The sequence below is a fragment of the Kitasatospora sp. NPDC096128 genome (genome assembly GCF_040303105.1).
GTDB lineage: Bacteria > Actinomycetota > Actinomycetes > Streptomycetales > Streptomycetaceae > Kitasatospora.
On the sequence record NZ_JBEOSP010000002.1, the window covers coordinates 223,559 to 250,447 of the forward strand.

General features: G+C 72.8%; 20 protein-coding genes and 1 pseudogene. 4 read left to right on the top strand and 17 right to left on the bottom strand.

The window, feature by feature from the left end; translation table 11 throughout:
• Positions 1-248: 248 nt before the first annotated feature.
• Both ABTY61_RS03430 and ABTY61_RS03435 read left to right on the top strand, forming a co-directional pair.
• Positions 249-1,310, top strand: a complete 1,062-nt coding sequence (locus ABTY61_RS03430; RefSeq protein WP_350503226.1) for a MerR family transcriptional regulator — start codon at positions 249-251, stop codon at positions 1,308-1,310.
• Between the two features lie 330 nt (positions 1,311-1,640).
• A complete protein-coding gene (locus ABTY61_RS03435; RefSeq protein ID WP_350503404.1) occupies positions 1,641-2,903 on the top strand; it encodes an NAD(P)/FAD-dependent oxidoreductase in 1,263 nt (420 codons plus the stop codon).
• A 93-nt stretch (positions 2,904-2,996) separates the two neighbouring features.
• Here ABTY61_RS03435 and ABTY61_RS03440 read toward each other — a convergent pair whose 3' ends face one another.
• The 12 genes and pseudogenes from ABTY61_RS03440 to ABTY61_RS03495 form a co-directional block, all read right to left on the bottom strand.
• Positions 2,997-3,806 carry a DUF1295 domain-containing protein gene (locus ABTY61_RS03440; protein ID WP_350503227.1) on the bottom strand — a complete coding sequence of 270 codons (810 nt, stop codon included), beginning with the start codon at positions 3,804-3,806 and terminating at the stop codon, positions 2,997-2,999.
• On the bottom strand, positions 3,803-3,988 hold the full coding sequence (locus ABTY61_RS03445; protein WP_350503228.1) for a hypothetical protein: 186 nt from the start codon (positions 3,986-3,988) through the stop codon (positions 3,803-3,805). The genes ABTY61_RS03440 and ABTY61_RS03445 overlap by 4 nt, the downstream gene beginning before the upstream one ends.
• Entirely contained in the window at positions 3,985-5,274 is a 1,290-nt protein-coding gene (locus ABTY61_RS03450) for a class I SAM-dependent methyltransferase (RefSeq protein ID WP_350503405.1), read from the bottom strand. Before ABTY61_RS03450 ends, ABTY61_RS03445 begins: the two co-directional genes overlap by 4 nt.
• A gap of 30 nt (positions 5,275-5,304) precedes the next feature.
• Positions 5,305-6,012 (bottom strand): annotated as a pseudogene (locus ABTY61_RS03455) (DUF1365 domain-containing protein); the annotation flags it as partial.
• A 329-nt stretch (positions 6,013-6,341) separates the two neighbouring features.
• The gene (locus tag ABTY61_RS03460) at positions 6,342-7,268 is read right to left on the bottom strand and encodes an endo alpha-1,4 polygalactosaminidase (RefSeq protein WP_350503229.1); all 927 of its coding nucleotides are present in this window, start codon (positions 7,266-7,268) and stop codon (positions 6,342-6,344) included.
• A gap of 232 nt (positions 7,269-7,500) precedes the next feature.
• Positions 7,501-9,861 (bottom strand): sulfatase-like hydrolase/transferase, encoded by a 2,361-nt coding sequence (locus ABTY61_RS03465; protein WP_350503230.1) that lies wholly within the window; start codon positions 9,859-9,861, stop codon positions 7,501-7,503.
• Positions 9,858-11,474 carry an ABC transporter ATP-binding protein gene (locus tag ABTY61_RS03470; RefSeq protein ID WP_350503231.1) on the bottom strand — a complete coding sequence of 539 codons (1,617 nt, stop codon included), beginning with the start codon at positions 11,472-11,474 and terminating at the stop codon, positions 9,858-9,860. Before ABTY61_RS03470 ends, ABTY61_RS03465 begins: the two co-directional genes overlap by 4 nt.
• Positions 11,471-12,322: an ABC transporter permease gene (locus ABTY61_RS03475; RefSeq protein ID WP_350503232.1), complete on the bottom strand. Its 852-nt coding sequence runs from the start codon at positions 12,320-12,322 to the stop codon at positions 11,471-11,473. The genes ABTY61_RS03470 and ABTY61_RS03475 overlap by 4 nt, the downstream gene beginning before the upstream one ends.
• A 4-nt stretch (positions 12,323-12,326) precedes the next feature.
• On the bottom strand, positions 12,327-13,271 hold the full coding sequence (locus ABTY61_RS03480) for an ABC transporter permease (RefSeq protein WP_350503233.1): 945 nt from the start codon (positions 13,269-13,271) through the stop codon (positions 12,327-12,329).
• 12 nt (positions 13,272-13,283) lie between these two features.
• On the bottom strand, positions 13,284-14,873 hold the full coding sequence (locus ABTY61_RS03485) for an ABC transporter substrate-binding protein (RefSeq protein ID WP_350503234.1): 1,590 nt from the start codon (positions 14,871-14,873) through the stop codon (positions 13,284-13,286).
• A gap of 43 nt (positions 14,874-14,916) precedes the next feature.
• A complete protein-coding gene (locus ABTY61_RS03490) occupies positions 14,917-16,122 on the bottom strand; it encodes an ROK family transcriptional regulator (RefSeq protein ID WP_350503235.1) in 1,206 nt (401 codons plus the stop codon).
• Between the two features lie 33 nt (positions 16,123-16,155).
• Positions 16,156-17,103: a TauD/TfdA dioxygenase family protein gene (locus ABTY61_RS03495; RefSeq protein WP_350503236.1), complete on the bottom strand. Its 948-nt coding sequence runs from the start codon at positions 17,101-17,103 to the stop codon at positions 16,156-16,158.
• A gap of 1,041 nt (positions 17,104-18,144) precedes the next feature.
• Between ABTY61_RS03495 and ABTY61_RS03500 the strand changes: the two genes are divergently transcribed.
• Positions 18,145-19,140 carry an Lrp/AsnC family transcriptional regulator gene (locus tag ABTY61_RS03500; RefSeq protein WP_350503237.1) on the top strand — a complete coding sequence of 332 codons (996 nt, stop codon included), beginning with the start codon at positions 18,145-18,147 and terminating at the stop codon, positions 19,138-19,140.
• Between the two features lie 160 nt (positions 19,141-19,300).
• Here the strand turns inward: ABTY61_RS03500 and ABTY61_RS03505 are convergent, their stop codons facing one another.
• The 3 genes from ABTY61_RS03505 to ABTY61_RS41935 all read right to left on the bottom strand — a co-directional run bounded on the left by ABTY61_RS03505 (position 19,301) and on the right by ABTY61_RS41935 (position 22,055).
• Positions 19,301-19,498, bottom strand: coding sequence for a DUF6059 family protein (locus ABTY61_RS03505; RefSeq protein ID WP_350503238.1), 198 nt, complete (start codon positions 19,496-19,498; stop codon positions 19,301-19,303).
• A gap of 261 nt (positions 19,499-19,759) precedes the next feature.
• Positions 19,760-21,235 carry a DHA2 family efflux MFS transporter permease subunit gene (locus ABTY61_RS03510; protein WP_350503239.1) on the bottom strand — a complete coding sequence of 492 codons (1,476 nt, stop codon included), beginning with the start codon at positions 21,233-21,235 and terminating at the stop codon, positions 19,760-19,762.
• A 58-nt stretch (positions 21,236-21,293) separates the two neighbouring features.
• On the bottom strand, positions 21,294-22,055 hold the full coding sequence (locus tag ABTY61_RS41935; RefSeq protein WP_502895202.1) for an Arm DNA-binding domain-containing protein: 762 nt from the start codon (positions 22,053-22,055) through the stop codon (positions 21,294-21,296).
• 79 nt (positions 22,056-22,134) lie between these two features.
• Between ABTY61_RS41935 and ABTY61_RS03515 the strand changes: the two genes are divergently transcribed.
• Positions 22,135-24,957 (top strand): helix-turn-helix transcriptional regulator, encoded by a 2,823-nt coding sequence (locus ABTY61_RS03515; protein WP_350503240.1) that lies wholly within the window; start codon positions 22,135-22,137, stop codon positions 24,955-24,957.
• 105 nt (positions 24,958-25,062) lie between these two features.
• Here ABTY61_RS03515 and ABTY61_RS03520 read toward each other — a convergent pair whose 3' ends face one another.
• Together ABTY61_RS03520 and ABTY61_RS03525 are read right to left on the bottom strand one after the other, a co-directional pair.
• Positions 25,063-25,740: a YoaK family protein gene (locus ABTY61_RS03520; RefSeq protein WP_350503241.1), complete on the bottom strand. Its 678-nt coding sequence runs from the start codon at positions 25,738-25,740 to the stop codon at positions 25,063-25,065.
• A gap of 59 nt (positions 25,741-25,799) precedes the next feature.
• Positions 25,800-26,807 (bottom strand): alpha/beta fold hydrolase, encoded by a 1,008-nt coding sequence (locus tag ABTY61_RS03525; RefSeq protein WP_350503242.1) that lies wholly within the window; start codon positions 26,805-26,807, stop codon positions 25,800-25,802.
• Positions 26,808-26,889 lie beyond the last annotated feature (82 nt).

Genomic DNA, 26,889 nt, shown 5'->3' on the forward strand with positions numbered 1-26,889 from the left:
AAGCCTTTGACACACTTCCCGTCACCGGAGGGCGTCATGACCGCCGATCACCGGATCCCTACCCCTGAGAGCCCCGTGCCCGCGAGCCCTCCCACCGAGACGCCCGAGTGCGAGTCGTCGACGTGCTCGGGCATTTCGACTCCGGAGTCGGTCGAACTGCACACGGCCTGGCCCGGCTGGATTCCCCTGCTGATCATCGCCGTCATGGTGGTGTCCTGCGTGGGGTTCGCCGTGGGGAGGATCGCGGGATGGTGACGACCTCCCCGGAACGTGATGACGCCGGGCCGCGGGACGGCGAATCCGTCGGTGCCCCCGGCCCCGCCGATGACGTGGGTCTGCCCACGGGGGCCGTGGCTCAACAGCTCGGCGTTTCCCCCACCACGGTCCGTTCCTGGGAGCGCCGCTACGGCATCGGCCCCGCCAACCGGGAGGCCGGTCACCACCGCCGGTGGGCCCGGCAGGACATCGCCGTCCTGGAGAACATGTGCCGTCTGACCGCCCGCGGGGTACCCCCCGGCGAGGCGGCCCGTGCCGCCCTGGCCGAGAAGGGATCCGCCACCGACCCCAGCACGGCGAGTCCTGTCCCACGCCGGCCGGATCCGCTCCCCCGGAGCGATGTCCAGGCCTTCCACCGCCCCGGCCCCGGGGGAGGCCGCGCTCTGGGCGTCGGAACGGTACGCCCCGAGTGCCGTGGCCTGGCGCGTGCGGCGGTGCGCCTCGACGCGCCGCAGATCGTCGCGATCCTGCGCGATGCCGTAGCCACCCTCGGGGTGATCGACGCGTGGACCGAGGTCATGATGCCCGCGCTGCGCGCCGCCGGCCGTAGATGGGCGGCGGACGGCGAGCAGTACGTCGAGGTCGAGCACTTGCTGTCCTGGCACGTCTCCAGCGTTCTGCGCGGCGTCGCGGTGGCAACTGCCGTCACCCGGCCCGTATCGCCCGTCCTGCTGGCCGCGACGCCCACCGAACTGCACACGCTCCCGCTGGAGGCCACGTCCGCCGCGTTGGCCGAGCGCGGCCTCCCCTTCCGCATGCTGGGGGCCGCCGTCCCGCCCCGGGCCCTGCTCGACGCCGTCCAACGGCTCGGCCCGGCAGCCGTGATGATCTGGTCCCAGGACCGGCGCAGCGCGGACCACGAGCTGGCACGCCGTGTCAGCGCCAGTGTCTGGGGGCCGCGGGGCTCGCGCGGCGGGGCGGTCGTCGTCGCCGCGGGCCCCGGCTGGGCCCGCTCCCGGCTGCCCGTCGGCGCCGCCTGCCCCCGAACCCTGGCGGACGCCGTCGACGTCCTGGAACGGACGGTCACGGGCTGAGTCCCGGTCGTCGCGAGGCCGGTCCTCCCGCCCGCCGCCTCCTCAGCCGCCACGTCAAGGGCCTCCCGCTCTCATGGAGACCGCACCGGCCTCCCTGCCCGCGGCCGGGCCGAGCGCCACCCACGTGCCGTCCGCCGCATCCCTGGTACCTGAGGTCCGACAGACGCCGAGTCAGGCCAATCCAGGCCCGGGCCAGGTCCGAAGAACCGGTGCAAGGACCATGCGGGCCGCATTCGGGCCCCGTCGGGAGGGGCTCTCGTGACCACGTTCGACACCGTCTCCGCCATCCGGGGCTCAGCCGGGGCAGACGGCTGTTCACGTCCGCGCCGGGTGGCGGTGGTGGGCGCCGGCGTCGCCGGACTGACCGCGGCCCTTGAACTGTCCCGCGGCGGGGTGGAGGTGGAACTGTTCGAAGCCGACGACCGGCTCGGCGGCCATGCCCACACACAGGACGCCACCGGGCGCGACGGGCGGCCGGTGGCGCTGGACACCGGCTTCCTGGTGCACAACGAGCGGACGTACCCGCACCTGGTGCGGCTGTTCGCCGAACTCGGCGTACGCACCCAGGACAGCGAGATGAGCATGTCCGTGCGCTGCGACGGCTGCGGCCTCGAGTACGCCGGCGCGCGCGGGCCCGCCGGTCTGTTCGCCCGGCCCGACGTGCTGGTCCGCGGCCGCTACCTGCGGATGCTCACCGAGGTGCCGCGCTTCCACCGGCTCGCCCGCCGCCTGCTGGCCGACCCGCAAGCGGGGGATCCGAGCCTGCGGGACTTCCTCGCCGACAAGGGCTTCTCGCGGTACTTCGTGAGCCACTTCATCACCCCCGTGGTCTCCGCCGTCTGGTCCTGCGCCCCCGACCTCGCGGGCGACTACCCGGCCCGCTACCTGTTCGCGTTCCTCGACAACCACGGCATGCTCTCCGTGACCGGGTCGCCGACGTGGCGCACCGTCGTCGGCGGCTCCCGCAGCTACGTCGAGAAGATCGCCGAGCGACTCACCGCCGTCCACCGGTCCACCCCCGTGCGTGCGGTGCACCGCCACGCGGACGGAGTCACCGTCATCTCCACGTCGGGTCGCCCGACCGACGTCGACGCCGTCGTGGTCGCCACCCACGCCGATCAGGCCCTGGAACTCCTCGCCGACCCGAGCGACACCGAGCGCGAGGTCCTCGGGGCCTTCTCCTACTCGCGCAACCCCACCGTCCTGCACCGCGACCCGGCCGTGCTGCCCGAAGCCCGCCGGGCACGCGGATCGTGGAACTACCGGATGCCCCACTGCTCCGCACCCTCGGACCGGGTACAGGTCAGCTACCACCTCAACCGGTTGCTGCGCCTCGACACCGCCGAGGACTACCTGGTCACCCTCAACGAGGACCGCCGGCACCCCGTCCCCCAGGACCTGGTGGTCTCCCGTACCGTCTACGAACACCCCGTCTACACCGCCCGGACCGTCGCCGCCCAGCGCCGCCTGCCCGAACTCGCCACCGGCCGCACCGTGTTCGCCGGGGCCTACCACGGCTGGGGATTCCACGAAGACGGCTGCCGCTCCGGTCTGACGGCCGCACGCACCCTGCTGGGAGTGAGCGTGCCGTGACCACCCTCCCCGGTCAGGACCACGGGGACGCCCGGGGCGAGTGGTGATCCACCGGGAGCGGCGGGTGGCGCCGTGCCGGTCGCGGGGCGCCGGTCATCGGGCGCCCGATGACCGGCGGGGCGGGCGGGGCAGGAAGCTGCTGGTGCGGGCGACGTAGGCCTCCCAGCCCGGTTTGGTGGAGCCGAGTTGGCGCTCCAGCAGGGGTTTGCCGCTGCCGAACGCCAGCAGGTAGGTCATCAGGAGCGGGCTGAGGACGAATGCCCAGCCGACCGGCTCCGCCGCCGCGAGCAGGAACAGCGCCCACCAGACGCAGGCGTCGCCGAAGTAGTTGGGGTGGCGGGTCCAGGCCCACAGTCCGCGGTCCATGATCTTGCCGCGGTTGGCCGGATCGGCTTTGAACCGGGCGAGCTGCCAGTCGCCCACGGTCTCGAAGAACATCCCGACCGTCCACAGGGCCACCGCGGCGAAGGTGACGGGGCCGAGCCCGGCGGTCAGGTACTGGGCGGCCTGGACCGGGAGCGAGACGAACCAGACGATCGCGGCCTGCAGCAGGTAGACCATGCGCAGTGCGTAGAGGTTGCGGTGCCCGCCGGGAGCCTTGGCGAGCATCCGGTCATAGCGCGGGTCCTCACCCTGGCCGCGCGAGCGCGACCGGATGTGGGCCGACAGCCGCAGCCCCCACACCGTGACCAGGACCGTGACGAGCAGGCGTCGTGCCGGGTCTCCGTGGCCGGCGGACAGCGCGTAGCCGGTCCAGGCGACGGCGGTGAAGGCCAGGCCCCAGGCGACGTCGACGCCGCGGTGGCGGCCGGTGCGCACACCCACGACGAACGCGGCCAGCAGGACGGCCAGCGCCGCCCCGGCCGTGGCGGCAAGACCGACGGTGAACGCGGCGGTGTTCACGCCCGCCCCTCCTGGTACCGGTCGGCCGGCGTGGCGGGGGCGCCGCCCGTCCCGTCCTGGCCGGGCCGCACCGCGAGGATCCGGTCCACCGGGCGGCTGCCGGGGTGCGGGTCGAGCTTGCGGCAGATCAGGTCGAACTCGGCTTCCTGCGCGCTCCGCAGGGTGTCGCTCCCGGGCGTCATCGGGCCGGCTCCGGGCGGGTGAGGAGGATCTGCCGGACGTCGAGGTAACCGGCGGCGAACCCGGCCTCGGAGTAGGCCAGGTACAGCTCCCACATCCGCTGGAACACCTGGTCGAAGCCGAGCGCGCCGACCTCGTCGGCCCGTTCGGTGAAGCGCTCGCGCCACAGCCGGAGCGTCTGGGCGTAGTGCGGGCCGAAGGAGTCGCAGGCCGCCACCCGCAGGCCGGTGTGCCGTGCGGCGCCCTGGCGGATCGCCTCGATGGAGGGGATCTGGCCGCCGGGGAAGATGTACTTGAGGATCCAGGTGTAGGTGCCGCTGCTGGCCAGCATCCGCTCGTGCGGCATGGTGATCGCCTGCAGCGCCGCCCGCCCGCCTGGGGCCAGGACACGGTCGATGGTGGCGAAGTAGGCGGGCCAGAACGGCCGGCCGACCGCCTCGATCATCTCCACGCTCACCACCGCGTCGAACTCGCCCTCGGCGGCCCGGTAGTCGCACAGCCGCACCTCGACCCGGTCCGCGAACCCGGCCGCGGCGATCCGCCGCCGGGCCAGCGCCAGCTGCTCCTCGGACAGGGTGAGGCTGACCACCCGCGCGCCGCGCGCGGCCGCGCGGATCGCCAGCTCACCCCAGCCGGTGCCGATCTCCAGCACCCGGCTGCCCGCCCCGACCCGGGCGAGGTCCAGCAGCCGGTCGATCTTGCGGTGCTGGGCCCGCGCGAGGTTCTCCCAGGAGGCGACGGGTGTGCCGGCGGGGTCGGTCGGGAAGAGGGCCGAGGAGTAGGACAGGGTGGGGTCGAGGAAGAGCGCGAACAGCTCATTGGACAGGTCGTAGTGCCGGTGGATGTTCGTGCGCGCGTTGTCGACGGTGCTCAGCTCCCCGGCGGGCGGCCGCTGGACGTACAGGCGGCGCAGCCACTGGGCGCCGGTGGGCACCAGCGTCTCGGGGGCGGTCGCCAGCTCGGTGAGCAGAGCGACCAGGTCGGGCGAGTCCCACTCGCCGGCCTGGTAGGACTCCCCGAAGCCGATCAGCCCGCTCATCCCCACCCGGTGGAAGAACGCTCCGGGCCGGTGCAGCCGCAGCACCGGCGCCGCGGCCGGGGCGGGTTCGAGCAGCCGCCCGTTCGGCAGTTCGACCCGCAGGCCCCGCCTGCGGGCGACGCGTCGCAGGAGCCTGCGGGCCACCGCGGCCTTGAGCGGTGTGCGGGGCACCCGGGCCACGTCGGGCCAGTGCTGCGGATCCGCCGTCGCGAACGCACCGGGTGCGAGGGCTTCAACGTGCGTGGTCATGGCGGCAGATCCTGTTCCGGGAGGTGCGGCGGGGCGGGGGTGGACGGGCAGGCCGCGCAGCCACAGCCGCACGCCCTGAAAGCGGATGTGGGCGCTGACCGCCCAGGTCGCGAGCGGGTGGCGCAGTGCGGCCCGCAGCAGCTGTGCGGCGCTTGCGGGCCGGCGGGCGCCGCGGAGGGTCGCGGTGAACGGCCGGCCGCCTTCGCGCTCCAGCTGGACCGTGAGGGCCAGCCGCTCGTCCGGGGCGGGCAGGGCCATCCGGTAGCGGCCGTCGACGGGGAAGAACGGGGAGACGTAGAACTCCTTCGCCGCCTCGGCCCGCCCCTGCCCGTCCGGGCGCAGCAGGTAGCGGTGATGTGCGCCGTACGTGTTGTGGACCTCGGCAACCGTGCACACGGGCCGGCCGGTGCGGTCGTAGCACCAGTACACCGTCAGCGGGTTGAAGACGTACCCGAGCGAGCGCGCGTGGGCCAGCATCAGGACCCGTCCACCGCTCAGGTCCAGACCCTCGGACTCCAGGTAGCGGTGCAGGTCCTCGCGGGGGGACCGGCCCTGCCCGGCGGTGCGGCCGTCGGCGGGAAAGGAGGCCAGAAGGCGCAGCGGCCACGGCAGGCGCGGGGGCCGGTCCAGGTCGGTCAGCCACAGGTAGGTGTGGTGGCGGAAGGCGTGGCGCACCGGGGCGGTGCGCACGTGGGAGATCCGGCACTCGTACAGCGCGGCGCCCCACGGGCCCGGCAGAACGGGTGCCGTCGGCGGCGCCGGGGCGTGCGGGCCGGCCACCGTGCCCCGCGCACCACCGGCGCCGCGTCCTTGGTCCGCTGCCGTCTGCCTGGTGCCCATCGGTGACACCACGGGCCCTCCTCGACTCACGGGCGGTTCCCACGGACGGCCTGCCACCCTGTTCCACAGGTCCTTCGAAGCACGCGGGCCCGCAGATTGCTCCGTACGTGGCCCCGCCGCGCCCGGCAGGATCCGCCGGACAGGCCCTACGTCGGAATGTGCCGTATCGGACGGCCCGGGGTACGAGGGTGTGACGCTCAGCGCTCGGCCGCCTGAGACGGCACCGTTCAGCAGGTCTGGCGCAGGCTGCCGGACTTGCCCTGGGGCAGCACGTTCTTGTCGCGGCGCACGATGCTCAGCTTGTCGCCCCACTTCTTGCAGGCCCGCGACAGGCCCTTCTCGTTGTACTCGACCACGTACACCTTGTCGCCGAACGCATCGATGTAGCCGTTGCACTCGTCCTGCTCACCGCACTCCTCCGCGACGGCGAAGTCCATGCCGACCTTCTTGGCGTCCCCCGCCAGCTCCACGGAGTTCTTCTGGCCCATGGCGAGCTTCTTCTCGTGGGCGTGGGCGGCGAGCAGGGCCCCCAGCGCCATGTCGTCGGCCGCCGTCACCAGGCCGTCCGAGCGGGTGTAGCTGTCGTAGTTGTCCACCTCCAGGCCGTTGTAGCCCTTGGCGGCGCACTCGTCGATCCAGACACCGACCTTTTTCGCCACCCGCTGGCGCTTGGCGTCCGTGCGGATGTCCAGAACGGCCTCGTTCCACTGCTTGTCGTAGACGAGCCTGCCCTTCGCGTCGCGCAGCAGCAGGTCGTCCTCCCACTCCTTCTCGGCGCCGGGCTGCGCCTGGAAGCCGTTGACGTAGCAGATGTTGTACACCCCGGCGGCCGGCGGAGCCGCGTGGTCGCGGCTCACCACCGTCACCCCCGCGGGCGGGTCGTAGGGGGCGGCGATCTGGTAGTCCCAGCCGACGCGGGAGGGCGGCAGGACGATGTCCGTCGGCGGCGGGAGCGAGGGGCCCGGCGTCCCGCCCCCGGTCCCGCCGGAACCCCGGCCGCCCGAGGCACTGGCCGTGGCGTTCGGCTCGGGGTCGTCGCCTCCGTCGGAGGACGAGCCGCACGCGGACAGCGCGAGCGCGGTCGCCACGGAGGCCGCCAGCGCGGCGGTGATCCGGCGCCGGGCAGGACGGGACCGGCCAGGGATGTCGGGCATCGTCGGACTCCAGAGGGAGGGCCCGACCGCGCTGTCTCGACGGTGATTGCGGCCCGGTCGGGGCTTACGGCACTGAGGCTCACCTTAGCCGCTGTCGATCATGTCTTCGAACGCCGTTGACGAACTGTTGACGCCCTCCCCGCGTTTGCAGCGCCCCGTCCGTTCCGCCCGCCCTCGCGGACCCGGGTCACGCCTGGACGTGACCCGGGCCGACGGTCACCCGAGGAGGCGCTCATTCGAAGGCCGCCGCCGCCTCCCTCAGGGCCTGGGCCACGGTCTCCGGGTCGTAGGGGGCGGGGTCGCCGGGGATGTAGGTGACGGAGCGGAGGCCGCCGGTGTAGCGGAAGGAGCGGTGGCGTTCGTGGACGGGCCAGGACACCGGGGACTTGCGGTCGATGCCCACGCTGATGCCCTGGAACGGGGCCATGCCGATCAACTGGTGGACGGGGCCCAGCCGGCCGGCCTCCCTTCCGTCGACGGTGAGCCGGAACTCCCACGTGAGGTCCGCGACGGCCGCCGCCTCGACGGTGATCAGCCGGGTGCCCGCCGGGATCGCGCCCGCGTCCGTCTCGAACAGTTCGCCGTACTGGTTGTAGGCGAAGTGCAGTCGGCCGTCCTCGATGTAGAGGCTGTAGCCGCCGCCCTGGTCGCCGTGCGAGACCAGCACGCCCTGGTCGCCCTCGGCATGGTGGTCGAGGGCGGTCTCGATGGTGAAGGAGCGGAAGGAGATCAGCCGGGACGAGCGGTAGCGTTCGAGCTCGGGGGTGCCGGGAAGGAGGGTGACCGGGCGGCGCAGGCGTTCGGCCTCCGGGCCGCGCAGGGCGAGGGCCCCGCTGCCGTCGGCGAGCGGGAAGACGCCGTTGCGCCAGGCGGCCGCCTCCCAGGCGGCGGACAACTCCTTGACCAGATCAGGGTGTCGGTCGGCGACGTCGTGGATCTCGGTCGGGTCGGTGCGCAGGTCGTACAGCGCCCACTCGCTGTCGTCGTACGGGGTGCCGGGGCGGTGCAGGGTGACGAGCTTCCAGCCGTCGCGGTAGTAGCTGCGGTTGCCGGTCATCTCGCAGTACTGCTCGGCGTGGGTGCTCTCTGCCGCGGCGGAGCGCAGGACGGGGGCGAAGCTGACGCCGTCCAGGCTCTGGACGGGCTCGCCGCGGCGTGACGACGGCCGTTCCACGCCTGCGAGTTCGAGCAGGGTCGGCAGGATGTCCGTGACGTACTGGTACTGGGCCCGGACACCGCTGTCGCCCTCCGCGCGCGGGAGGCCCGCGGGCCAGGACAGGACGAACGGGACGCGCACGCCGCCCGCGTACGTCTGGCCCTTGTAGAGGCGGAACGGGGTGTTGGAGGCCATGCCCCAGCCGCGCGGGTAGTGGACGAGGCTCTGCGGGCCGCCGATCAGGCCGATCTCGCGCTCGACGTCCGGGTTCCAGTCGTCGGGGAGGCGGGGGTGGTGGACGAAGCGGCTGAAGTAGCTGCGGGTGCCCTCGGCGCCGCCCTCGCCGGTGCCGCCGTTGTCGGAGGTGAACAGGATGATGGTGTTGTCGAGTTCGCCGAGGGCCGCGAGGGTGTCGGTGAGGCGGCCGAGGTTCTGGTCGACGTTGTCGACCATCGCCGCGTACACCTCCATGTAGCGGGCGTACAACTTCTGCTGGACCGGGGTGAGTTCGTCCCAGGGGCCGACCTCGTACCCGGCTTCGGAGTTGCGGTCGGGCAGTTCGGTGCCGGGCGGGAAGTGGCCGGCTGCGAGCTGGCGGGCGAAGCGGGAGGTGCGCAGTTCGTCCCAGCCGCCGTCGTAGCGGCCCCGGTGGCGGGCGAGGTCCTCGGGCTTGGCCTGGAGCGGGCCGTGGACGGCGTTGTGGGCGAGGTAGAGGAAGAAGGGCTTGTCGGCGTCGTGGGCGCGCAGGGACTTGACCATGGCGATGGCCTGGTCGGTGATGTCGTCGGTGTAGTAGTAGCCGTCGTGGAACTCGTCGATGTCGAGTGGGCTGTTGTCGCGGACGAGTTGGTGCGGGTGGAAGAGACTGGTGAGTCCCTCCAGCACGCCGTAGTACTGGTCGAAGCCCTTCTGCAGCGGCCAGTTGGCGCGGTTGTCGGCGGCGCTGGAGGCGGAGTCGCGGGTGAGGTGCCACTTGCCGACGGCGTAGGTGGCGTATCCGGTGTCGTGGAGGAGTTCGGCGAGGGTGGGGATGTCGTCGGCGACCTCCATGCCGTAGCCGGGGAAGCCGGGGTCGGCGTTGGCGACGAAGGAGTAGCCGACACGGTGCGGGTTGAGGCCGGTGAGCAGGGCCGCGCGGGCGGGCGAGCAGAGCGGCATGGTGTGGTAGTTGGCGAGCCGGACGCCGGTGGCCGCGAGCCGGTCGAGGGTGGGGGTGGGGATCTCGGCGCCGAACGGGCCGATGTCGCTGTAGCCCATGTCGTCGATGAGCACGACGACGATGTTGGGTGCGCCCTCGCGCGGGCGGACCCGGGTGGGCCAGGCGGGCGTGGACTCGGCGAAGGTGCGGCCGACGGTGCCGGGGAAGCCGGCGTACGGGTCGCGGTGGTGCGGGTCGTGCTGCTGTGGGTCGTCAGGGGTGGCGGCGGGACTGGTCATGCGGTGCTCCGGGTGGTGGGTCGCGAGGCGGGCCGGGTGGTGGGTCGGGCCTCGTCGAGGCGCGGGACGGCGGCCAGGAGTTCGGCGGTGTAGGGGTGTTCGGGGGCGGTGACGACGCGGTCGGCGGGGCCGGTCTCGACGATCCGGCCGCGGTGCATCACGGCGATCCGGTGGCTGACCCGGCGCACGACGGCGAGGTCGTGGGCGATGAAGAGGACGGCCAGGCCCAGTTCGCGCTGGAGCCGGGCGAGCAGGTCGATGACCTGGGCCTGGATCGAGACGTCGAGTGCGGAGACCGGTTCGTCGCAGATCAGCACGCTCGGTTCGGGTGCCAACGCGCGGGCGATACCGATGCGTTGGCGCTGGCCGCCGGAGAAGGCACGTGGGTACCGGTCGGCCGTCGCCGGGTCGAGGCCGACCTGGCGCAGCAGTTCGGCGACCCGGGCGGTGCGCTGCGCGCGGTCGCCGAGGCGGTGGTTGAGCAGCGGTTCGGCGATGATCTGGCCTACGGTCATCCGGGGGTTGAGCGAGGAGTACGGGTCCTGGAAGACCATCTGGATCTCCCGGCGCGGCGTCCGGCCGAGTTCCCCGCCGCGGAAGCGGATGCTGCCCGCGGAGGGCGTGTGCACCTGGACGAGCGCCTTGGCGAGCGTGGACTTGCCGGAGCCGGATTCGCCGACCAGGCCGAGGGTTTCGCCGGGGTGCAGGGCGAGGTCGACGCCGTCGAGGGCGGTGACGGGTCGGCGGCGCGGGCCGTAGGTCTTGCGCAATCCGGTGACGGTGAGCAGGGGTTGGGCGCCGGGGGTGCTGTTGGCGGCGGCTGCGGACGGGGTCTCCAGCCGGGGGACGGCGGCCAGCAGGGCCCGGGTGTAGGGGTGTTGGGGGTCCTTCAGGATGTCGGCGGTGTCGCCCTGTTCGAGGATCCGGCCCTCGCGCATGACGAGGAGGCGGCGGCAGGTCCGGGCGATGACGCCGAGGTCGTGGCTGATGACGACGAGGGCGGTGCCGTTCTCCCGGTTGATCCGGGTGAGCAGGCGCAGGATCTGCTGCTGGACGGTCGGGTCGAGTGCGGTGGTGGGCTCGTCGGCGACGAGCACCTCCGCGTCGTGGGCGAGCGCGAGGGCGATCATGATGCGCTGGCGCTGCCCGCCGGAGAACTGGTGCGGGTGGTCGCGTTGCCGCCCGGCCGCGTCCGGGATGCCGACGAGGTCGAGCAACTCGACGGCGCGGGCCCGTCGTTCGGCGCGCGCGAGGGTGCCGTGGGCGCGCAGCGCCTCGTCCAACTGCTTGCCGATCGTGAGGACCGGGTTGAGCGAGGACATCGGGTCCTGGAAGATCATCGCGATGCGCCGGCCGCGCAGGGCCCGGAGCCCGTCCTCGGGGAGCTCAGCGAGGTTCTGGCCGACCAGTTGGATTGAGCCGCCGCTGATCCGGCCGCCGGTCGGGAGCATGCGGAGCAGGGCGAGCGCGGTGGTGGACTTGCCGGAGCCGGACTCGCCGACGATGCCGAGGGTGTCGCCGGGGGCGAGGTCGAAGGTGGCGCCGTCGACCGCGGTTTCCTTCGCTCCGTCGAACTCCACGGTGAGGTCGCGTACGTGCAGGGCGGCGGTCAACGGCGGATCCCCCGGTTCAGGGCCTCGGCGACCAGGGTGAAGCCGAGCACCAGTGCGGTGGTGGCGGCCAGCGGCCCGGCGGCGAAGGCGGGGTCGGTGGCGAGGTAGGCGACGGACTGGCTGAGGATGCTGCCGAGGGTGGGTTCCGGCGGCCGGACGCCCAGGCCGAGGAAGCTCAGCGCGCCCTCGATGAAGACGCCGACGGAGAGCGCCACAGCGGTCTGGACGATCAGCGGGTCCACGGCGTTGGGCAGGACGTGCCGCAGCAGGACCCTGCTCCGGGTGGCGCCACCGACCCGGGCGGCCACCGCGTACTCGCGTTCCCGCTGGACGAGGATTCCGGCGCGCAGCTGTCGGCCGAAGTAGGGGACTTCGGCGATCGCGATGACGAGCGCGACAGTCCAGCGGCCGGGCCCGAGCACGGCGGTGACGGCGAGCCCGAGGATCAGGCCGGGGAAGGAGAGCAGCAGGTCGAAGACCCGCTGGACGGCGAGGTCGGCCCACCGGGAGCTTGCGGCCAGCAGGGCGCAGGCGCAGCCGAGCAGGGCGCCGGCCGGGACGGCGAGCAGGATGATCGAGAGGTCGGTGCCGATGCCGTGGAGCACCCGGGCGAACAGGTCGCGCCCCAGGTCGTCGGTGCCGAAAGGGTGCTCGGCACCGGGCCCGGCGAGGGCGAGCGGGCCCTGGGCGTTCGGGTCGGTGCCGCTGAGCAGTGGCGCGAGCAGTCCGGCGAGGGCGACGACGCCGACCAGGGCGAGGCCGGTGAGGCCGCGCCAGGTCAACAGGCCCGTCAGGTACCGGTTTCGGGAGCGGGCGCCGGAGCGGGAAAGGGCAGCGGTGGTGGTCATCGGGTCACTCCCACCGGACTCGGGGGTCGAGCCAGGCGTAGGCGAGGTCGGTGAGCAGCTGGACGGCGACGTAGCCGGCGACGACGAGCAGCAGCAGGTCCTGCACGACGGGGTAGTCCCGCCGCAGCACGCCCTGCTCGATCAGCTGGCCGAGGCCGGGCCACGCGAAGATCCGCTCCACCAGGACCGCCCCGGCGATGAGTTGGCCGATCTGGAGGCCGAGCACGGTGACGGCGGGCGGCAGGGCGTTGGGCAGGGCGTGCTGCCACAGGATGCGCCGGCGCGAGACGCCGAGGGCGGTCGCGGTGCGCACGTAGTCCTCGCCGAGGGCCCGGTCGATGCCGTTCTTCAGGTAGCGGGCGAGGACGGCGGCGCTGGGCAGGGCCAGGCAGAGGGCGGGCATCAGCAGGTACTGGACGGCCAGGTCGGGGGCGTCGAGCAGGGACTCGTGTCCGCCGGCCGGGAGCAGGCCGAGTGTGACGGCGAAGAGGAGGACGAGGAGGACGCCGGTGACGAACGGCGGCACGGCGAGGACGGCCGTGGTGACGGCCTGGACGGTCGCCGCGACCGCGCGGTGCCTGGTGGTGGCGCCGAGGACGGCCAGCGGCAGGGCGAGGAGGACGACCAGCAGCAGTGCGCCGAGCGTGAGTTGGACGGTGGCGGCGAGGCCGTTGCCGATCAGGTCGGAGACCTGGCCGCCGATCGCGTAGCTGGGCCCGAGGTCCCCGGTCAGCAGATGGCCGAGCCAGTGCACGTACTGGCTGAACAGGGGCTGGTCCAGACCGAGTTGGGTGCGGATGGCGTCGACGGTGGCCGGGGTGGCGTCCGGGCCGGCCAGGGTGGTGGCCGGATCGCCGGGGATCAGCCGCAGGATGAGGAAGACCAGGAAGGAGGCGAGGAGGAGGATGAGCAGCCCGCTGGGGAGCCGTTTGAGGAGGAAGGTGCGCACGGTCGGGCTCCGTCAGGCGGTGAGGAAGGCGTCGTCGAGGTTGAGGTAGCCGAACTTGTTGAGGTCCGCGCCGCGGACCTTGCTTCCGGCGACCTCGATCAGGCCGGCGATGGCCAGGTCGATCACGAAGGACTCGTCCAGCAGGATCTCGGTGATCTGCTGGTGCAGGGCCTTGGCCTCGGGGCTGTCGCTGTCGGGGCGGTTCCATGCCTTCTGCACCACGTCGGTGTAGGCGGGGGAGCTGAAGTGGGAGCTGTTCTTGGCCTCGTTGAACGGGTAGGCGCTCACCGCCAGCGTGGCGGGCTGGAGTTGGGCGAAGCCGTGGCTGAGCGTCCACAGTGCGGGCATGGACTGGGAGATGAGCTGCTTCTGCATCGTCGGCGAGTCGGTGGGCTGCAGGACGGTCTGGATGCCGACCTGCTGGAGGTCGTACTGCAGGATCTGCGCGACCGCGGTGGCGCCGGGCTCGGCGGAGTGGGCGAACGGGAGGGTGATCGGGCCCACCCCGGCCTCCTTGAGCAGGGCGCGGGCCCGGTCGGGGTCGTGGTGGTAGCGGGTGGCGTCGGCCTCGCGGTAGGCGGGGGAGGACTTCGGCCAGGGGATGGAGGAGATGGTGCCGTAGCCGCCGAGCGCCTGCTGGAGGAAGCGGTCGCGGTCGATCGCCCAGGCGATGGCCTGGCGGACGCGCTTGTCCCCGACGTGCTCGGCGGTGAGGTTCGCGCCGATGTAGTAGGCGCCGGCGCCGGTGTCGTACTGCTTGATCCGGAACAGCGGGTCGTTCCTGAGGGTGGCGACGTCCTTGCCGCGGACGTTGTACGAGAGGTGGGTCTGGCCGGTGCGCAGGGAGGAGAGGAGGGACTCGGCCTGCGGGATGACCCGGATCTCGACGCCGTCGAGGTGGGGGCGGCCCGGGTTCCAGTAGTCCGGGTTGCGGGCGAAGGTGAGCGAGGAGCCCGGCCGGCGCTCGGTGAAGGTGAACGGACCGGTGCCGATCAGCTTGGTGCCGGCGACGGCGTCCTCGACCGTGGCCGAGTCCGGGATGATCATGAACTCGAAGAGGTCGAAGAGGTTGCTGACCGGGTGGGCCAGGATCAGGGTCAGCTCGAAGTCGCCGTTCTTGCGGAAGTCGGTGACGGCGGCGGCGGTGGCGCGCAACTGGGCGGAGCGGGCCGGGTTCTGGAGGTTCTTGACGGCGAACACGACGTCGTCGGCGGTGAACCGGCGCCCGCCGTGGAAGCGCACGTCCTCGCGTAGCTTGAGCGTGACGCTCCTGCCGTCGGGGGCGACCTGCCAGGAGGTGGCGAGTTCGGGCTGCGGGCGGAGCTGGTCGTCGTACCTGGTCAGGGTGTTGAAGACGAGGCGCTGCACGAGGGTGTTGGCGCTCTGGGCGAAGAGCAGGCCGGGGGTGAAGTCGATCCCGGTGCCCACGGTGAGGACACCGCCGCTGCGCGGTCCGGCCGACCCGCCGGCGGCGGGGGAGGCGGCGGTGTCGGCGGCCGACCGGCAGGCCGCCAGCGCCAGCAGGCCGGCTCCGGCGAGGCCGCCGCGCAGCAGGGCGCGGCGGGTCACGCCGTGGGCGGGTGATGGGGTGAACGCGGTCATCGGACGGGTCCTTCGGTCGGGGCGGTTTCGGAGGTGGCCCTGTTCAGGAGGCGAGGGTGCGGAAGGGGCGGGCGTAGAGCTCGCCGAGGACGGCCGCGCCGGCCGCCACGGCGAGGGCGTCGGCACCGCGCTGCTGGGCGATCAGCAGGTCGGCGTCCCGGTGCAGGTGCGAGCGGAGGGCGAACTCGCTGCGGACGACGTCCAGGTAGACCGGGTCGAGGAGGGCGAAGGTCTCGGTGAGGACGAGCAGGTCGGGATTGACGACGTCGGCGAGCAGGGCGAGCGCGCGCCCGATCACCCGGGCGCGCTCCCGGACCAGCCGGTCCGCCCGCCGGTCGCCCTCCCGGACGGCGGCGATCAGCCCGGCCCGGTCCGGCCCGGCGGTGATCCCCTCCCGGGCGGCCGCCGCGAACAGCGTCGTGTCCGAGGCGGCCACCGCCAGACAGCCGCGCCGGCCGCAGTGGCAGGGTTCGTCGCTGTCCGGGACCGGCAGGTGACCGACGTCGCCGGTCGGGGACGGCGGTCCGAGGTGGACCGCGCCCGCGACCGCCAGCGCCGCGTCCACCACGTGGCCGACGAACAGCTGCACCACGCTCCGCCGGGCAGCCGGGTGGCCGAACAGGATCTCGGCCCGGGTGAGCGCTCGGGCGTGGTTGTCGACCTGGACGGGCAGCCCGGTGGCCTCCCGGAGGAGGTCGCGCAACGGCATGTCCCGCCAGTCCAACGGATTGTGACGGATCGTCACCCCGCGCACCGGATCGACTGTGCCACCCGTCACCGCGCCCACCCCGACCACCGTCCGCTCGCCACGCCGGGCGGCGATCAGCCGGGGCAGGCGCGCCAGCAGCGGCCGAAGCACGGCGAACCCGGTGCGGCCGCGGTTCGAGATCTCCTGCCGGTGCAGCACCCGGCCGCGCAGGTCGAGCAGGGCGAAGGTGGTGTAGGGCACGCCGATGTGCAGGCCGGCCACGGCGAGGCGGTCGGTGTCGACGTCCACCGGGAGCTGCGGGCGGCCGAGGGTGCCGGTGCCCGACAGCTCCGGGTGCTCGCGCAGGAGTCCGACTCCCATGAGGTCCACCACCTGCCGGGACACCGCGGAGGCGCTGAGCCCGGTGAGCGCGGCGACCCGGCTGCGGGCGACCGGCCCGTGGTCGAGCACCGTGCGCAGGACGGCGGCGGCGTTGGCGTCCCGGCGGTCGTCCCCGGCCCGGGGAAGGGCTCTGGCCGTCATGGCCGTGATGGTCGTCATGGTCGTCATGGTCATCGGTCCCGTCTGCGCGGATCAGGCGGTTTCGAGCTCCTCGGCGGGGACCAGCCCGGCCACCCGCGGCGGGTCTGCCGGCTCGACCAGGCGGCTGGGGGTGCCGTCCACGCCCACCGGCAGGTCCCCGTCCAGGGTGATCCGGCGGACCAGGCGCGGGTCGTCCCCGTAGTCGGCGACGGCGTAGTGCTGGGTGGCGCGGTTGTCCCAGATCGCGACGTCGCCGACCTGCCAGTCCCAGCGGACGGTGTTCTCCAGCCGCTCGACGTACCGCTGGAAGATGCCGATCAGGGCCCGGCTGTCGGCGCCGGAGACGCCCTGGATGCTCTGGGCGAAGGCACCGAGCAGGAGCGTGCGCTCGCCCGTCACCGGGTGCACCCGCACGACCGGGTGCTCGGTCTTGAACGCGGTGGAGACGAACACCTCGCGGAACAGCTTCGCCACCTCGGCGTTGTCGGCGAGCTCGGGCCGCAGGGCCAGGCTCGCAGCGTAGTCGTAGTCGTTGGTGTGGACGGCGCGCAGGCCGTCCGCGAGGGCCTTCAACGGCGCGGGCAGGTCCTGGTAGGCCGCCGCCGTGTTGGCCCAGACCGTGCTGCCGCCGGCCGTCGGGAGCTCCAGGGCGCGCAGGATCGACGCCTTGGGGTAGGACGGGACGAACGTGACGTCGGTGTGCCAGTTGTTGGCGCGCACGCCCTTCGTCGCGTCCAGCTCGAAGATGTAGCGGCCGTCCGCGCTGGGGACGGTGGGGTGCCCGACCGGGTGGCCCAGCAGGCGGGCGAACGCCTCGTGGCCGGCGTCGTCGAGGTGCTGCTGGCCACGGAAGAAGAGCACCTTGTGCTCGTAGAGGGCGGTCTCGAGGGCGGCGACGGTCCCGGCGGGCAGGTCGCCCCCGAGGCGCACGTCGTGCACGACGGCTCCGATCCGGCCGGCGGCGGGGGTGAGGCGGAGTTCGGTCAGGGCAGTGCTCATGACGGTTCCCTTCGACTGTGTTTGCGTGATGACGGTGCGACGAAGCACGACAGAACCCGGCGGCACGGCGGACTTCCGGCCGAGGGGTGCGTGAAAGGAGTCCCAGCGAGTGGTCAGTGCGCGAGCGTGCGGCGACAACACCGGCAGCGAGCGGGAACCGGGCACGGAACAGGGCGATCGGCGGTGTGCACGGCCCCTCCTTCCGGTTCGCCACGAGTGGGCTCGGCGCTCATCGTGCTGAACGCCGTGGCCGGATGTCAATCGCCAACTTGCCTGCTGAGACCGGGTGTTGCCGCCCCATGGCCGCGTGTTGCGGCAGGTGTCACAGAGATGGCGAGCGTGCTTCGGCCGGGAGTCCGACCTTGTCCCGGGCTCGCGCCGGCGACTAACTTGCGGAGCGGAAGTAAGGCCCCCCTCGCGTTTTTGGGCGCCTACCGTGGCCGTTTCGTCATGACGTGAGCGGCCGTGCGGCCGTACAAGGGTGGATCGGATGGGTCCGGGCGACCGGCCGGAGCGGCTGAACCGCATGCACGATGCTGTCGGGAGGGTAGGGCGACGTTCATGGTGCGGGGCGATGCCCCAGCCGAGCAGCCCGGTGCCGAGCCGGCCGCGATCCGGGCGAAGCCCCGATCGCCGTGGCCAGGGCCGCCGAGGTGGTTGCTGCGGCACGGCGCTCCGAAACCCTGGGGCAAAGGGCTTCCACTCGGAGGGTCCCGCGGGACTTCCGTCACCGCTGGCGTCATTGCTGCCGATGGGTGGCCCCGGCGTGCGGAGCACCGAACGTCGAGGCCGCCTTTGAATCTGTAGAACTACGGTGATCTTCGAGTCCTCGAACACCCTGATTCGCTCCGTGGCCGGCACAAGCTCCAGCGCGTGCCGCGCGTCTTGTTCCGAGCGGTAGCCGCTGAGCGCCTGATCGTGGCCCGCCGCACGTAGGGCCATCCGCAGTCCGGTCCCGGTGGGATGCCCCGCGGGGACCGGACGCGTCCGCATGTCAGCGACACGGTGTGCAGGTCTCCGGCGGCCAGATAGCGTCAGCGGATGGATTCTCCCGTATTCGACAAGCTGGACCGGGATCTGGCGCACGCGTTGCGGATCGACGGCCGGGCCCCGTTCAACAAGATTGCCGGCGTGGTGGGCGTCTCCGACAGCACCATCGCCCGGCGCTACCGCCGGCTGTACTCGGCGGGGCTGCTCCGGGTGGTCGGGATGGTCAATCTGGGACGGCTCGGGTACATGCCGTGGACGATCAGGTTGCAGTGCCCGCCGGACGCGTCGGGTGCCATTGCCGCGAACCTCGCCCGCCGGAGCGACACGTTCTGGGTGCACCTGCTCTCGGGAGGCACGGAGATCGCGTGCAGCACCCAGGCCCGGGCCGGCGGCAGCGGCGACACCCTGCTGCTCCAGCGGCTGTCCCGGACGGCCCGGGTGACTTCGGTGCGGGCGCACTCGCTACTCCAGGGCTTCACGGCTCCGGGGGAGTGGTCCGGTCTGGACTCGCTCGACCCCGAGCAGGTCGAGGCGTTGCGGCCGGACCGGGTCGAGGCCGACCCCGCGCCGCCGGTGCTCGCCCAGGAGGACCAGCCCCTGCTGGAGGTGCTGTCCCGGGACGGCCGGGCCGGGTACGGCGAACTGGCCTATACCACGGGCTGGTCGGAGTCGACGGTCAAGCGCCGCATGGAGTTCCTGCGGCGCACCGAGGCGCTGCGCTACGAACTCGACCTGCCGGTGTCGGCGCTCGGCTACCACGCCGAGGCGAGGCTGTGGCTGTCGGTTCGGCCGTCCGCCCTGGTGTCGGTGGCGCAGGCGTTGGGTGCCCACCCGGAGGTCTCCTTCGCTGCCGTCACGACCGGCCCCACCAACCTCATGGCCTCCGTCATCTGCCGTGACCCTTCCGACCTCTATCGCTATCTGACCGAGCGGATCGGCGCGCTGGAAGGGGTCCACACCGTGGAGACTGCCACCGTGGACTGCACCCTCAAGCGGGCCGGCGCCGTCCTGCCGAGTGCTGCGTTCCGGCGGACCGACGCCGACTGACCGCCCGCCCCCGCACCTTCCCGGGGGCGCCCTGGGTGCGAGCAGGGCTTTCAGAGACGTTTCACCAGGTCGAGAGCGATGCTTCCGAGACTGCGGCATGTGCCTCGGTCTGGGGATCTGAGTCCGCCCCGGTGGCTGCCGGTCGTCGACCGTCGGGGAATCAGACGAGGGGGTCCGGAGCCCTGCGCAACCTCCTCGGTAGTTCCTTGCGCAGGGCCCGTTCGGTGGCGGTGAGCGGCAGCTCCGGGCGCAACCGCTCGGGGTGAGCGCCGAGGGGGCCCCGGTGCGGGGCGGGCCACCACGCGGTGGCGAACCAGGTGGTACCTACGGCGGCCAGCCGGCCGATGAGCCACCACATGCACCGTCGGGGTCCACCACGTCGTCGACCAGGCCTCACACGACACCTCCGTGCGGCGGAACCTCGGTCGGGGTGCGGCGGCCTCGGCCGAGCGGGTTCAGGTGCCGGCAATGTTCCGGTCGGCGCGTCCACATGTGCTGGGGAACAGCTGAACGGGCTTCTCAGGACGACGAAGTGAGCCGCCGGCCGTTGCGGGCCGGCGGCTCGTCCGCGCGCGGCGCGACGGGGGTTTGACGCCGCGTGCGGAGTCGGAGGGGCGGATCAGTGCGCCTCGGCCGGTTCCCTCGCCGGAACCTGGGGGGCGTCTGTGCCGCGATTGCGGATGAGGGTGACCGTCAGGACGGCCGTCGCCAGGGCCAGCCCGGCGGCGAAGAAGTAGACGGTGGTCAGGCCGTGGGCGCCGGCGTCGTGCAGGACGTCGAGGGTGGTGCGCTGACCACTGGTCAGCGCGGCTTCGGCGGCGTCCGGGGCAGCAACCCTGCCGCGCAGGTAGCTGCGGATGGTGTCGACGAAGACCACACCGAGGACGGCGACGCCAAGTGCTTGGCCCAGCTGGCGAAAGGTGGCCATTGCACCCGAGCCCATGCCCGCCCGGTGCGCGGGGACGGCGGCGAAGACGGCGGCGCCGGTCGCCGGCACGCCGATCCCGACGCCCGATCCGATGACGACCAGGCCGGGAAGCACCGCGGCCCAAGAGGACCGGCCGTCGACGACCAGGCCGTTGAGGGCGCACCCCACACCGATGAGCACCAGGGACAGCGTGATCGTCACCCTGGGTGACACGCCGTGCAGGCGCTTGCCGGACAGCGTTGACACGACGAAGGTCGTCGCGGCGAGCGGCACCAGCGCCAGGCCCGCCTTGACCGGGGTCAGGCCGACCACCGACTGCAGCCAGAGCGAGGTGAAGACCAGGCTGGCGAAGCCCCAGGCGGATGCGACGGTGCTCAGCATGATCGCCAGGAAGGATCCTTTGCGCATCAGTGTGAGGTCCAGCATCGGGTTCGAGTGCCGCTGCTCGGCGACGACGAAGAACGCCACGCCCAGCGCCGCGACGGCGAGGAGCCCGATGACGGACGGCGCCGTCCAGCCCTTTTCGCCGGCCAGGATCAGCGCGTAGGTGAGGGCGCCGGAGGCCAGTGCGAAGCTGAGGAGGCCGGGGGTGTCGATTCGGGCGCCCTTCGGCTTCTTCGACTCCGCGAAGCCCGCCCTGGTCATCAGTATCGTCACCAGGCTGATGGGGATGTTGACGTAGAAGATGGCCCGCCAGCTCATGCTTTGCGTCAGCAGGCCTCCGAAGATCGGGCCGACCGCAGCTGCGGCGCCGATGACGGCGGACCACACGCCCATGGCCGTGCCCCGGTCCTTGCCCTCGTAGGTGGTGCCGAGGAGGGCCATGCTGGTGACGAACATGGCCGCGCCGCCGACGCCCTGGAGACCGCGGGCAGTGATCAGCAGGCCGAGGTTCGGGGCAATGCCGCAGAGCAGTGACGAACCGCCGAAGATCGCCAACGACAGCAGGTACACCTTCCGCTGTCCCAGCAGGTCGCCGACGGAGCCCGCGCTGAGCGTGAGCGCCGCGAGCACCAGGGTGTAGATGTTCATTACCCACTGGAGGCTGGACAGGGAGGCGTTCAGGTCCGTGCCGATGTCGGGCAGTGCGATGGTCACCACGGTGGTGTCCACGATGAGCATGAACGACCCAAGGCTCACTGCCACAAGAGGTAACCACTTGCGCATGGGATGTCCTTTCGTTTCCGGGAGCAGTCACAGCCTGGGCCCGCAGGGCTCCTTGGCCCTAGCCAGATCGGCGATCCTGATGGATATCGGCATGGGAAGCGCTGCTTTCCGTGAGAATCCTCAGCGCGTCTCGCCGGAAGCCAGGTTGTCGCTGCCTGGCAGGGCGCGGGTGACCCAGTCGTCGATGTGCTGCGGCCGAAGGTCGAGGAGCCGGAGGCGGCCGAAGGCGGGGATGAGGTCGCGCTCGACTCATGCTGCGTAGCCAGCGTGTGTGTTCGGTGAGAGGGTGCGGCTTCCTCGCGGCGAGCCAATCGCGCAGGTGGCTCGCGACGGTCGTGCGGCGGTTCTCGTAGACCCCGCGCAACTCACCGTCCAACACGGATGCCATCTCCCGGGTGGCCTCGTCACGGCTCGCGAACCCGCGACGGCGACGGATGCGACGCCCGCCCTCCTGCCGCGCGAGATCGACTGCATACGTCCACGTCCCGTGCTTGCGGTCCCCGGCCAGCCGGGAATGCCACGGTTCCAACAGCGCGGTGGATGTCGTGAGGTAGGCCTTATGGCGGGGCGGCGACTTCCAGTCACTGACGAGGGGTCCCGTAGTGATGTGGTGACCTGAAGCCCACGCGTTCCCCGCTGGCGTACTCTCGCCGGCGAGAGTACGCCAGCGGGGGTTCGGAAAGTCGACCCCCGCCGATTTCGTGTTGGTGGCACAAACCTTCCTGCCAGTCAGCGCTCGCGATTCCCCGGGCTTCCCCAGGCTCGGCGTCGTCTCGCGCACCGAGCTGCGCGCGGTGGCCGGCGCCTTGCGTCGATGCACCGTCAGGTGACGCTCGATCGCCTCATGCCGGTGCGTCTAGTGTTCCCCCGGTCGGTGTTCCGAGGACGAGGGGGTCTCCATGGCGTGGCGCGGGCTGCGAACCGGGGCGGTGCGGCCGCTGGTCGGCCGCTCGGCCGAACGCGAGGTGATCGGACAGCTGCTGGACGCGGTGCGCGACGGGCTCGGGGGCGCCTTGGTGCTCGTGGGCGAGGCCGGGATCGGCAAGACGCGGCTGCTGGACCACGCGGCGGCCCTGGCCGCCGGCATGGAGCTGACCAGGCTGGTCGGCGTCGAGGCCGAACAGCCGCTGGGCTACGGCGCGCTGCACCGCCTGCTGCGCCCGTACCTGCACCGCGTCGACCGGCTGCCCACCAGGCAGCGGGACGCGCTGAACGCGGCGTTCGGCCTGGCCGACGCCGCCCCACCGGACCGGCACCTGGTGGCCCTCGCGGCCCTGAGCCTGCTCTCCGACGTCGCCTCCGAGCAGCCGATGCTCTGCCTGGTGGACGACGTCCACTGGCTCGACCGGGAATCGGCCGAGACGCTGGCCTTCGTTGCCCGGCGACTGCACGCCGACTCACTCGGCCTGGTCTTCGCGGCCAGGGACGACCCCGGCGGCCGCACACTCTTCGAGGCCATGCCGCACCTGAGGGTCGACGGGCTGCCCGCCGCCGACGCCCGGCACCTGCTCGCCCTCGCCGTGCCCGGCCACCTGGACACCGCGGTCGCGGACCGGATCGTGGCCGGCACCGGGGGCAACCCGCTGGCGCTCATCGAACTGGGCGCCAACCTGGGTGCCGAACAGCTCGCCGGGGTGGCGCCGGTGCCCGAGCCGCTGCCGGTGGGCAGGTTACTGGAGGAGCACTTCCGGCAGTCGGTCGCCGCCCTGCCCCCCGGCACCCGGACACTGCTCCAGCTGATGGCAGCGGCGCCGACCGACGACATGGCGGTGGTGTGGCAGGCCGCAGGCGTGCTCGGCCTGCCGGCCCGAGCCACCACCGCGGCCGTCGACGCGGGAATCCTCAACCACGGGGCCGGCGGCGGGTTCCGGCACCCGCTGATCCGGTCGGCGGTCTACGCGGCGGCCTCGGGGGACGACCGGCGGCGGGTCCACGCCGCGCTCGCGGCGGCCAGCGACCCGGCCCGCGTGCCCGACCGGCGTGCCTGGCACCGGGCCGAGGCGGCCCTCGGACCCGACGACTCGGCTGCGGCGGACCTGGACGCCGCCTCGGACTGGGCCCGGTCCAGGGGCGGCTACTCGGCCCAGGCGCTGTTCCTTTCCAGGGCCGCCGAACTCACCACCGACCCGGCCCGGCGCGCCGAGCGCTACCTCGCCGCGGCCGAGGCCCACCAGGCCTCCGGCGACCACGCCGCGGTGCAACCGCTGCTCGACCTCGCCGTACCCGCCCTCGACCGTCCTGCCGCCCGGGCCCGCGCGCTGCGGGTGCGCGCCTCGGTCGAGCTGTTCAACATCCGGATCGACCGGGTCCCGGCCATGATGCTCGACGCCGTGGCCGAACTCGGCGACGCGGACCCTTGGACGACCCGGGAGCTGCTCTACGAGGCCGTGCACGCCGCGGTCATCGCCGGAGGGCCCATCTACCGCACGACCTCGGCGGCGGTGTCCCGGGCCGTGACGGCCGCCCCGCCCGAGCCCGACGACCAGGCCTGGAGCCCCACGGGGCTGATCGAAGGGCTGAGCCTGCGGTCGGCCAGCGGCTACCGGAGCAGCGTGACGGTGCTCCGCGCAGCCCTGGCCCGGCTCCGTTCCGCGCCCGAACTGCGCAACATGGCCAGTCCGTTCAGCGCCATGGTGAGCATCGCGGCGACCGAGGTGTGGGACATCGAGGCGTACGTGGAGATCGTCGGCCGACTGGCGGCCGTGGACCGCGGCAACGGAGCGCTCTACGGCCTCAGCCTGTCCTTGTCGGACCTCGCGTACACCGAGATCTGGAACGGGAGGCCGGCCGCGGCGGAGGCGCTCTACGCGGAGGCCGACGACTACGCCACCGCGATCGGACTGACGACGCACGGGGACCTGCGCAGGGCCCTGCTGTACGCGTGGACGGGCCGGGAGGGCGAGACACGCGCCGCCGTGGCGATGATGGAGGCCGTCGCCGGGACCTACGGACTGGGCCTGCTGCGCCAGCTGGCGCTCCACGCGCTCTGCGTCCTCGAGCTCGGCGGGGGCCGCTACGACGAGGCGCTGCGTCATGCGCTGACCGTCTGTCGCGAGGACGCACCGTCACAGGGAAACCAGGTGCTGCCGCTGCTCATCGAGGCCGCCGTCCGCACCGGCGACCGGCGCACGGCGACCCGCGCGCTGGGGCGGCTCGAGGAACGTGCGCTGCTCGCCGGGACGCCGTGGGCGTTGGGGCTGTTGGCCCGGTGCCGGGCGCTGGTGGCCGAGGACGCCGAGGCGGAGAAGTGGTACGCGGAGTCGGTCGATCTGCTGGGGCGCGTGCCGTTGGCAGCGGAACAGGCCCGGTCACGCCTGCTGTTCGGCGAGTGGCTCCGGCGGCGCAGGCGCCGCGCCGAGGCCAGGACCCACCTGCGGGCCGCGCACGAGCTGTTCGAGGCCGGGGGAGCGGCACTGTTCGCCGAACGGGCCCGGACCGAGCTGCTCGCGACCGGGGAGACGGCGCGCCGGCGCGTCCCGGGGACCAGCCTCGACCTCACCCCCCAGGAACGCCAGGTGGCGCTGCTGGCGGTGTCGGGACTGACCAACGCCGAGATCGCCTCCCGGCTGTTCATCACGACCTCGACGGTCGAGTTCCACCTGAACAAGGTGTTCCGCAAACTCGGCATCACCTCGCGGCGGAAGATCGCCGCCGCACTCGACCAGGGCGCGCTCGCCGACGGTTCGACGACCTCCGGTGCGAACCCGGCGCGCGTTCCGTAGCGCCGCACCACGCCACGCCACATCGCACCACGCCACGCCGCACCACGCCACGCCACATCGCACCACGCCACGTCGCGCACCACGTCGCACCGCGCCGGGACCGGGTCAGTGCCAGACTCCGGCATGCCGTGCGCGGCTGAGCCGGTCGGCGGTGGCCGAGCAGACGGCGAGCAGCCCCGCGGCCGTCCACAGCGGGGCCGCCACGTCGGCGTGCCGTAGTAGAAGTCCGCCGCCGAGGGCGCCCGCGGCCATAGCCAGGATCGAGGCGACGCGCAGTCCGCGGACGCGGGCGCCGGTCCGGTCGGCGAACAGGCCGGCGGTGGTCAGGGTGAGCACCGTCGTCGTCAGGTCGGGTACGGCCAGGCGCCGCACGACGGCGTTCTGCATTCCCATCGCCACCGCGAGCAGGGCGACGAGGGTCAGTTGGACGGCTCGCCGCCCCGGGTCAGCGAGCGCAGCCAGCACGGCTGCTCCGATGACGACGGCGCTCTGCGCGGCGGTCGAGAGCGCCAGCAGTCGCCCGCGATGCGTGCTGCTGCCACCGACGTGGCGTCCGCCGAGGTACGCCCCGGCGCCGAAGGCTGCCAGGGCCAGCAACGTCGCGCTCCACGAGACTCCGTCGACGCCGCTGAGGGCGAAGCCCGCGAAGACGACGTTCCCGGTCATGTTGGCGACGAAGACGTGGCCGAGCACCAGATAGCTGACGGCGTCGACCAGCCCGGTCGCCACCGTCAGGGTCAGTAGCAGCGCGGGCAGCGGGCCGTGGTTGCGGGGGGCGGGCACCGGGCGTTCTCCTTCGGCGTCGGGTGTGGCGCGGCGTCGGGGGTGGCGCGGCGTCGGGGTCAGGAGCGGTCGAGGAAGTCGAGCAGCAAGGCGGTCAGTTCCTCGGGGTGCTCCTCGTAGATCCAGTGGCCGGAGTTCGGGATGGTCACGCCGGTGACGTCGGAGGCGTAGGCCTTCATCTGCTCGCCCTCGGCGCTGCCGAGGCTGCCCGATGCGCCGATGGCGAGCACCGGCATCGGGAGCGGGGTCCGCTGGAACTGCGCGTTGTCCCGGATGTCCTGCGGGAACACCCGGAACCAGGCCAGACTCGCCGCCAGGTGGGCGGGGTCGCGCAGGTAGTGGGCGAACACCCGGATGTCGTCCTGGCTCACCGCGCCCGGCACGCCCTCGAACCCGCCGATGAAGCCGGCGGTCCAGCCGACCTCACGGCCCCGGATCATGTTCTCCGGCAGGCCGTCGGTCAGGTTGAAGAACCCGAAGTTCCAGACCCCTGGGCCCCGCTCGGTCAGTGACGGGATCTGGTAGATGCCCAGGTCCGGGATCGGAGCCTCGCTGAGGACCAGCTTCTCGACGGTGGCGGGGTACTGCGCCGCGTAGGAGTAGGCGACCATCGTGCCGATGTCGTGGCCGACGATCCGCACGTCGTCGTCCTTGCCGAGCGACACCAGCAGCGCGTGGAGCTCGGCGGCCATCGTCTTCTTGTCGTAGCCCGAGGGCGGCGCGTCGCTCTGCCCGGCGCCGGGCAGGTCCGGGGCGATGACGGTGTAGTGCTCGGCCAGGGCCGGCATGATGCCGTGCCACTCGTACCAGGTCTGCGGGTAGCCGTGGAGCAGCACCAGCGTCGGCCCGTGGCCGCCGGTCACGTAGTGCAGGCCGGTGCCGGCGGCCCGGGCGCGGTGTTCGGTGAACCCCGCGGGGATCCGTTCACCGGCGGACGCGGTGGCAGGGGAAGCGGTCGTGGGGCCCGCGGCGGCGCTGATCGTCGCCGTGCTCAGCGCGACGGCCGCGGCCAGGGCCGCGCCGAGCAGTCGACGGCGGCCGCGGGTTCCGGGCAGGGGGAGTCTCACTCAGTGCTCCTGGTGGTGGGTGACGGAGGGTCGGCGGCCCCTGGCGGGGGCCTGGTCGGGCGGGCGGCGGTCGTGCCGCCGT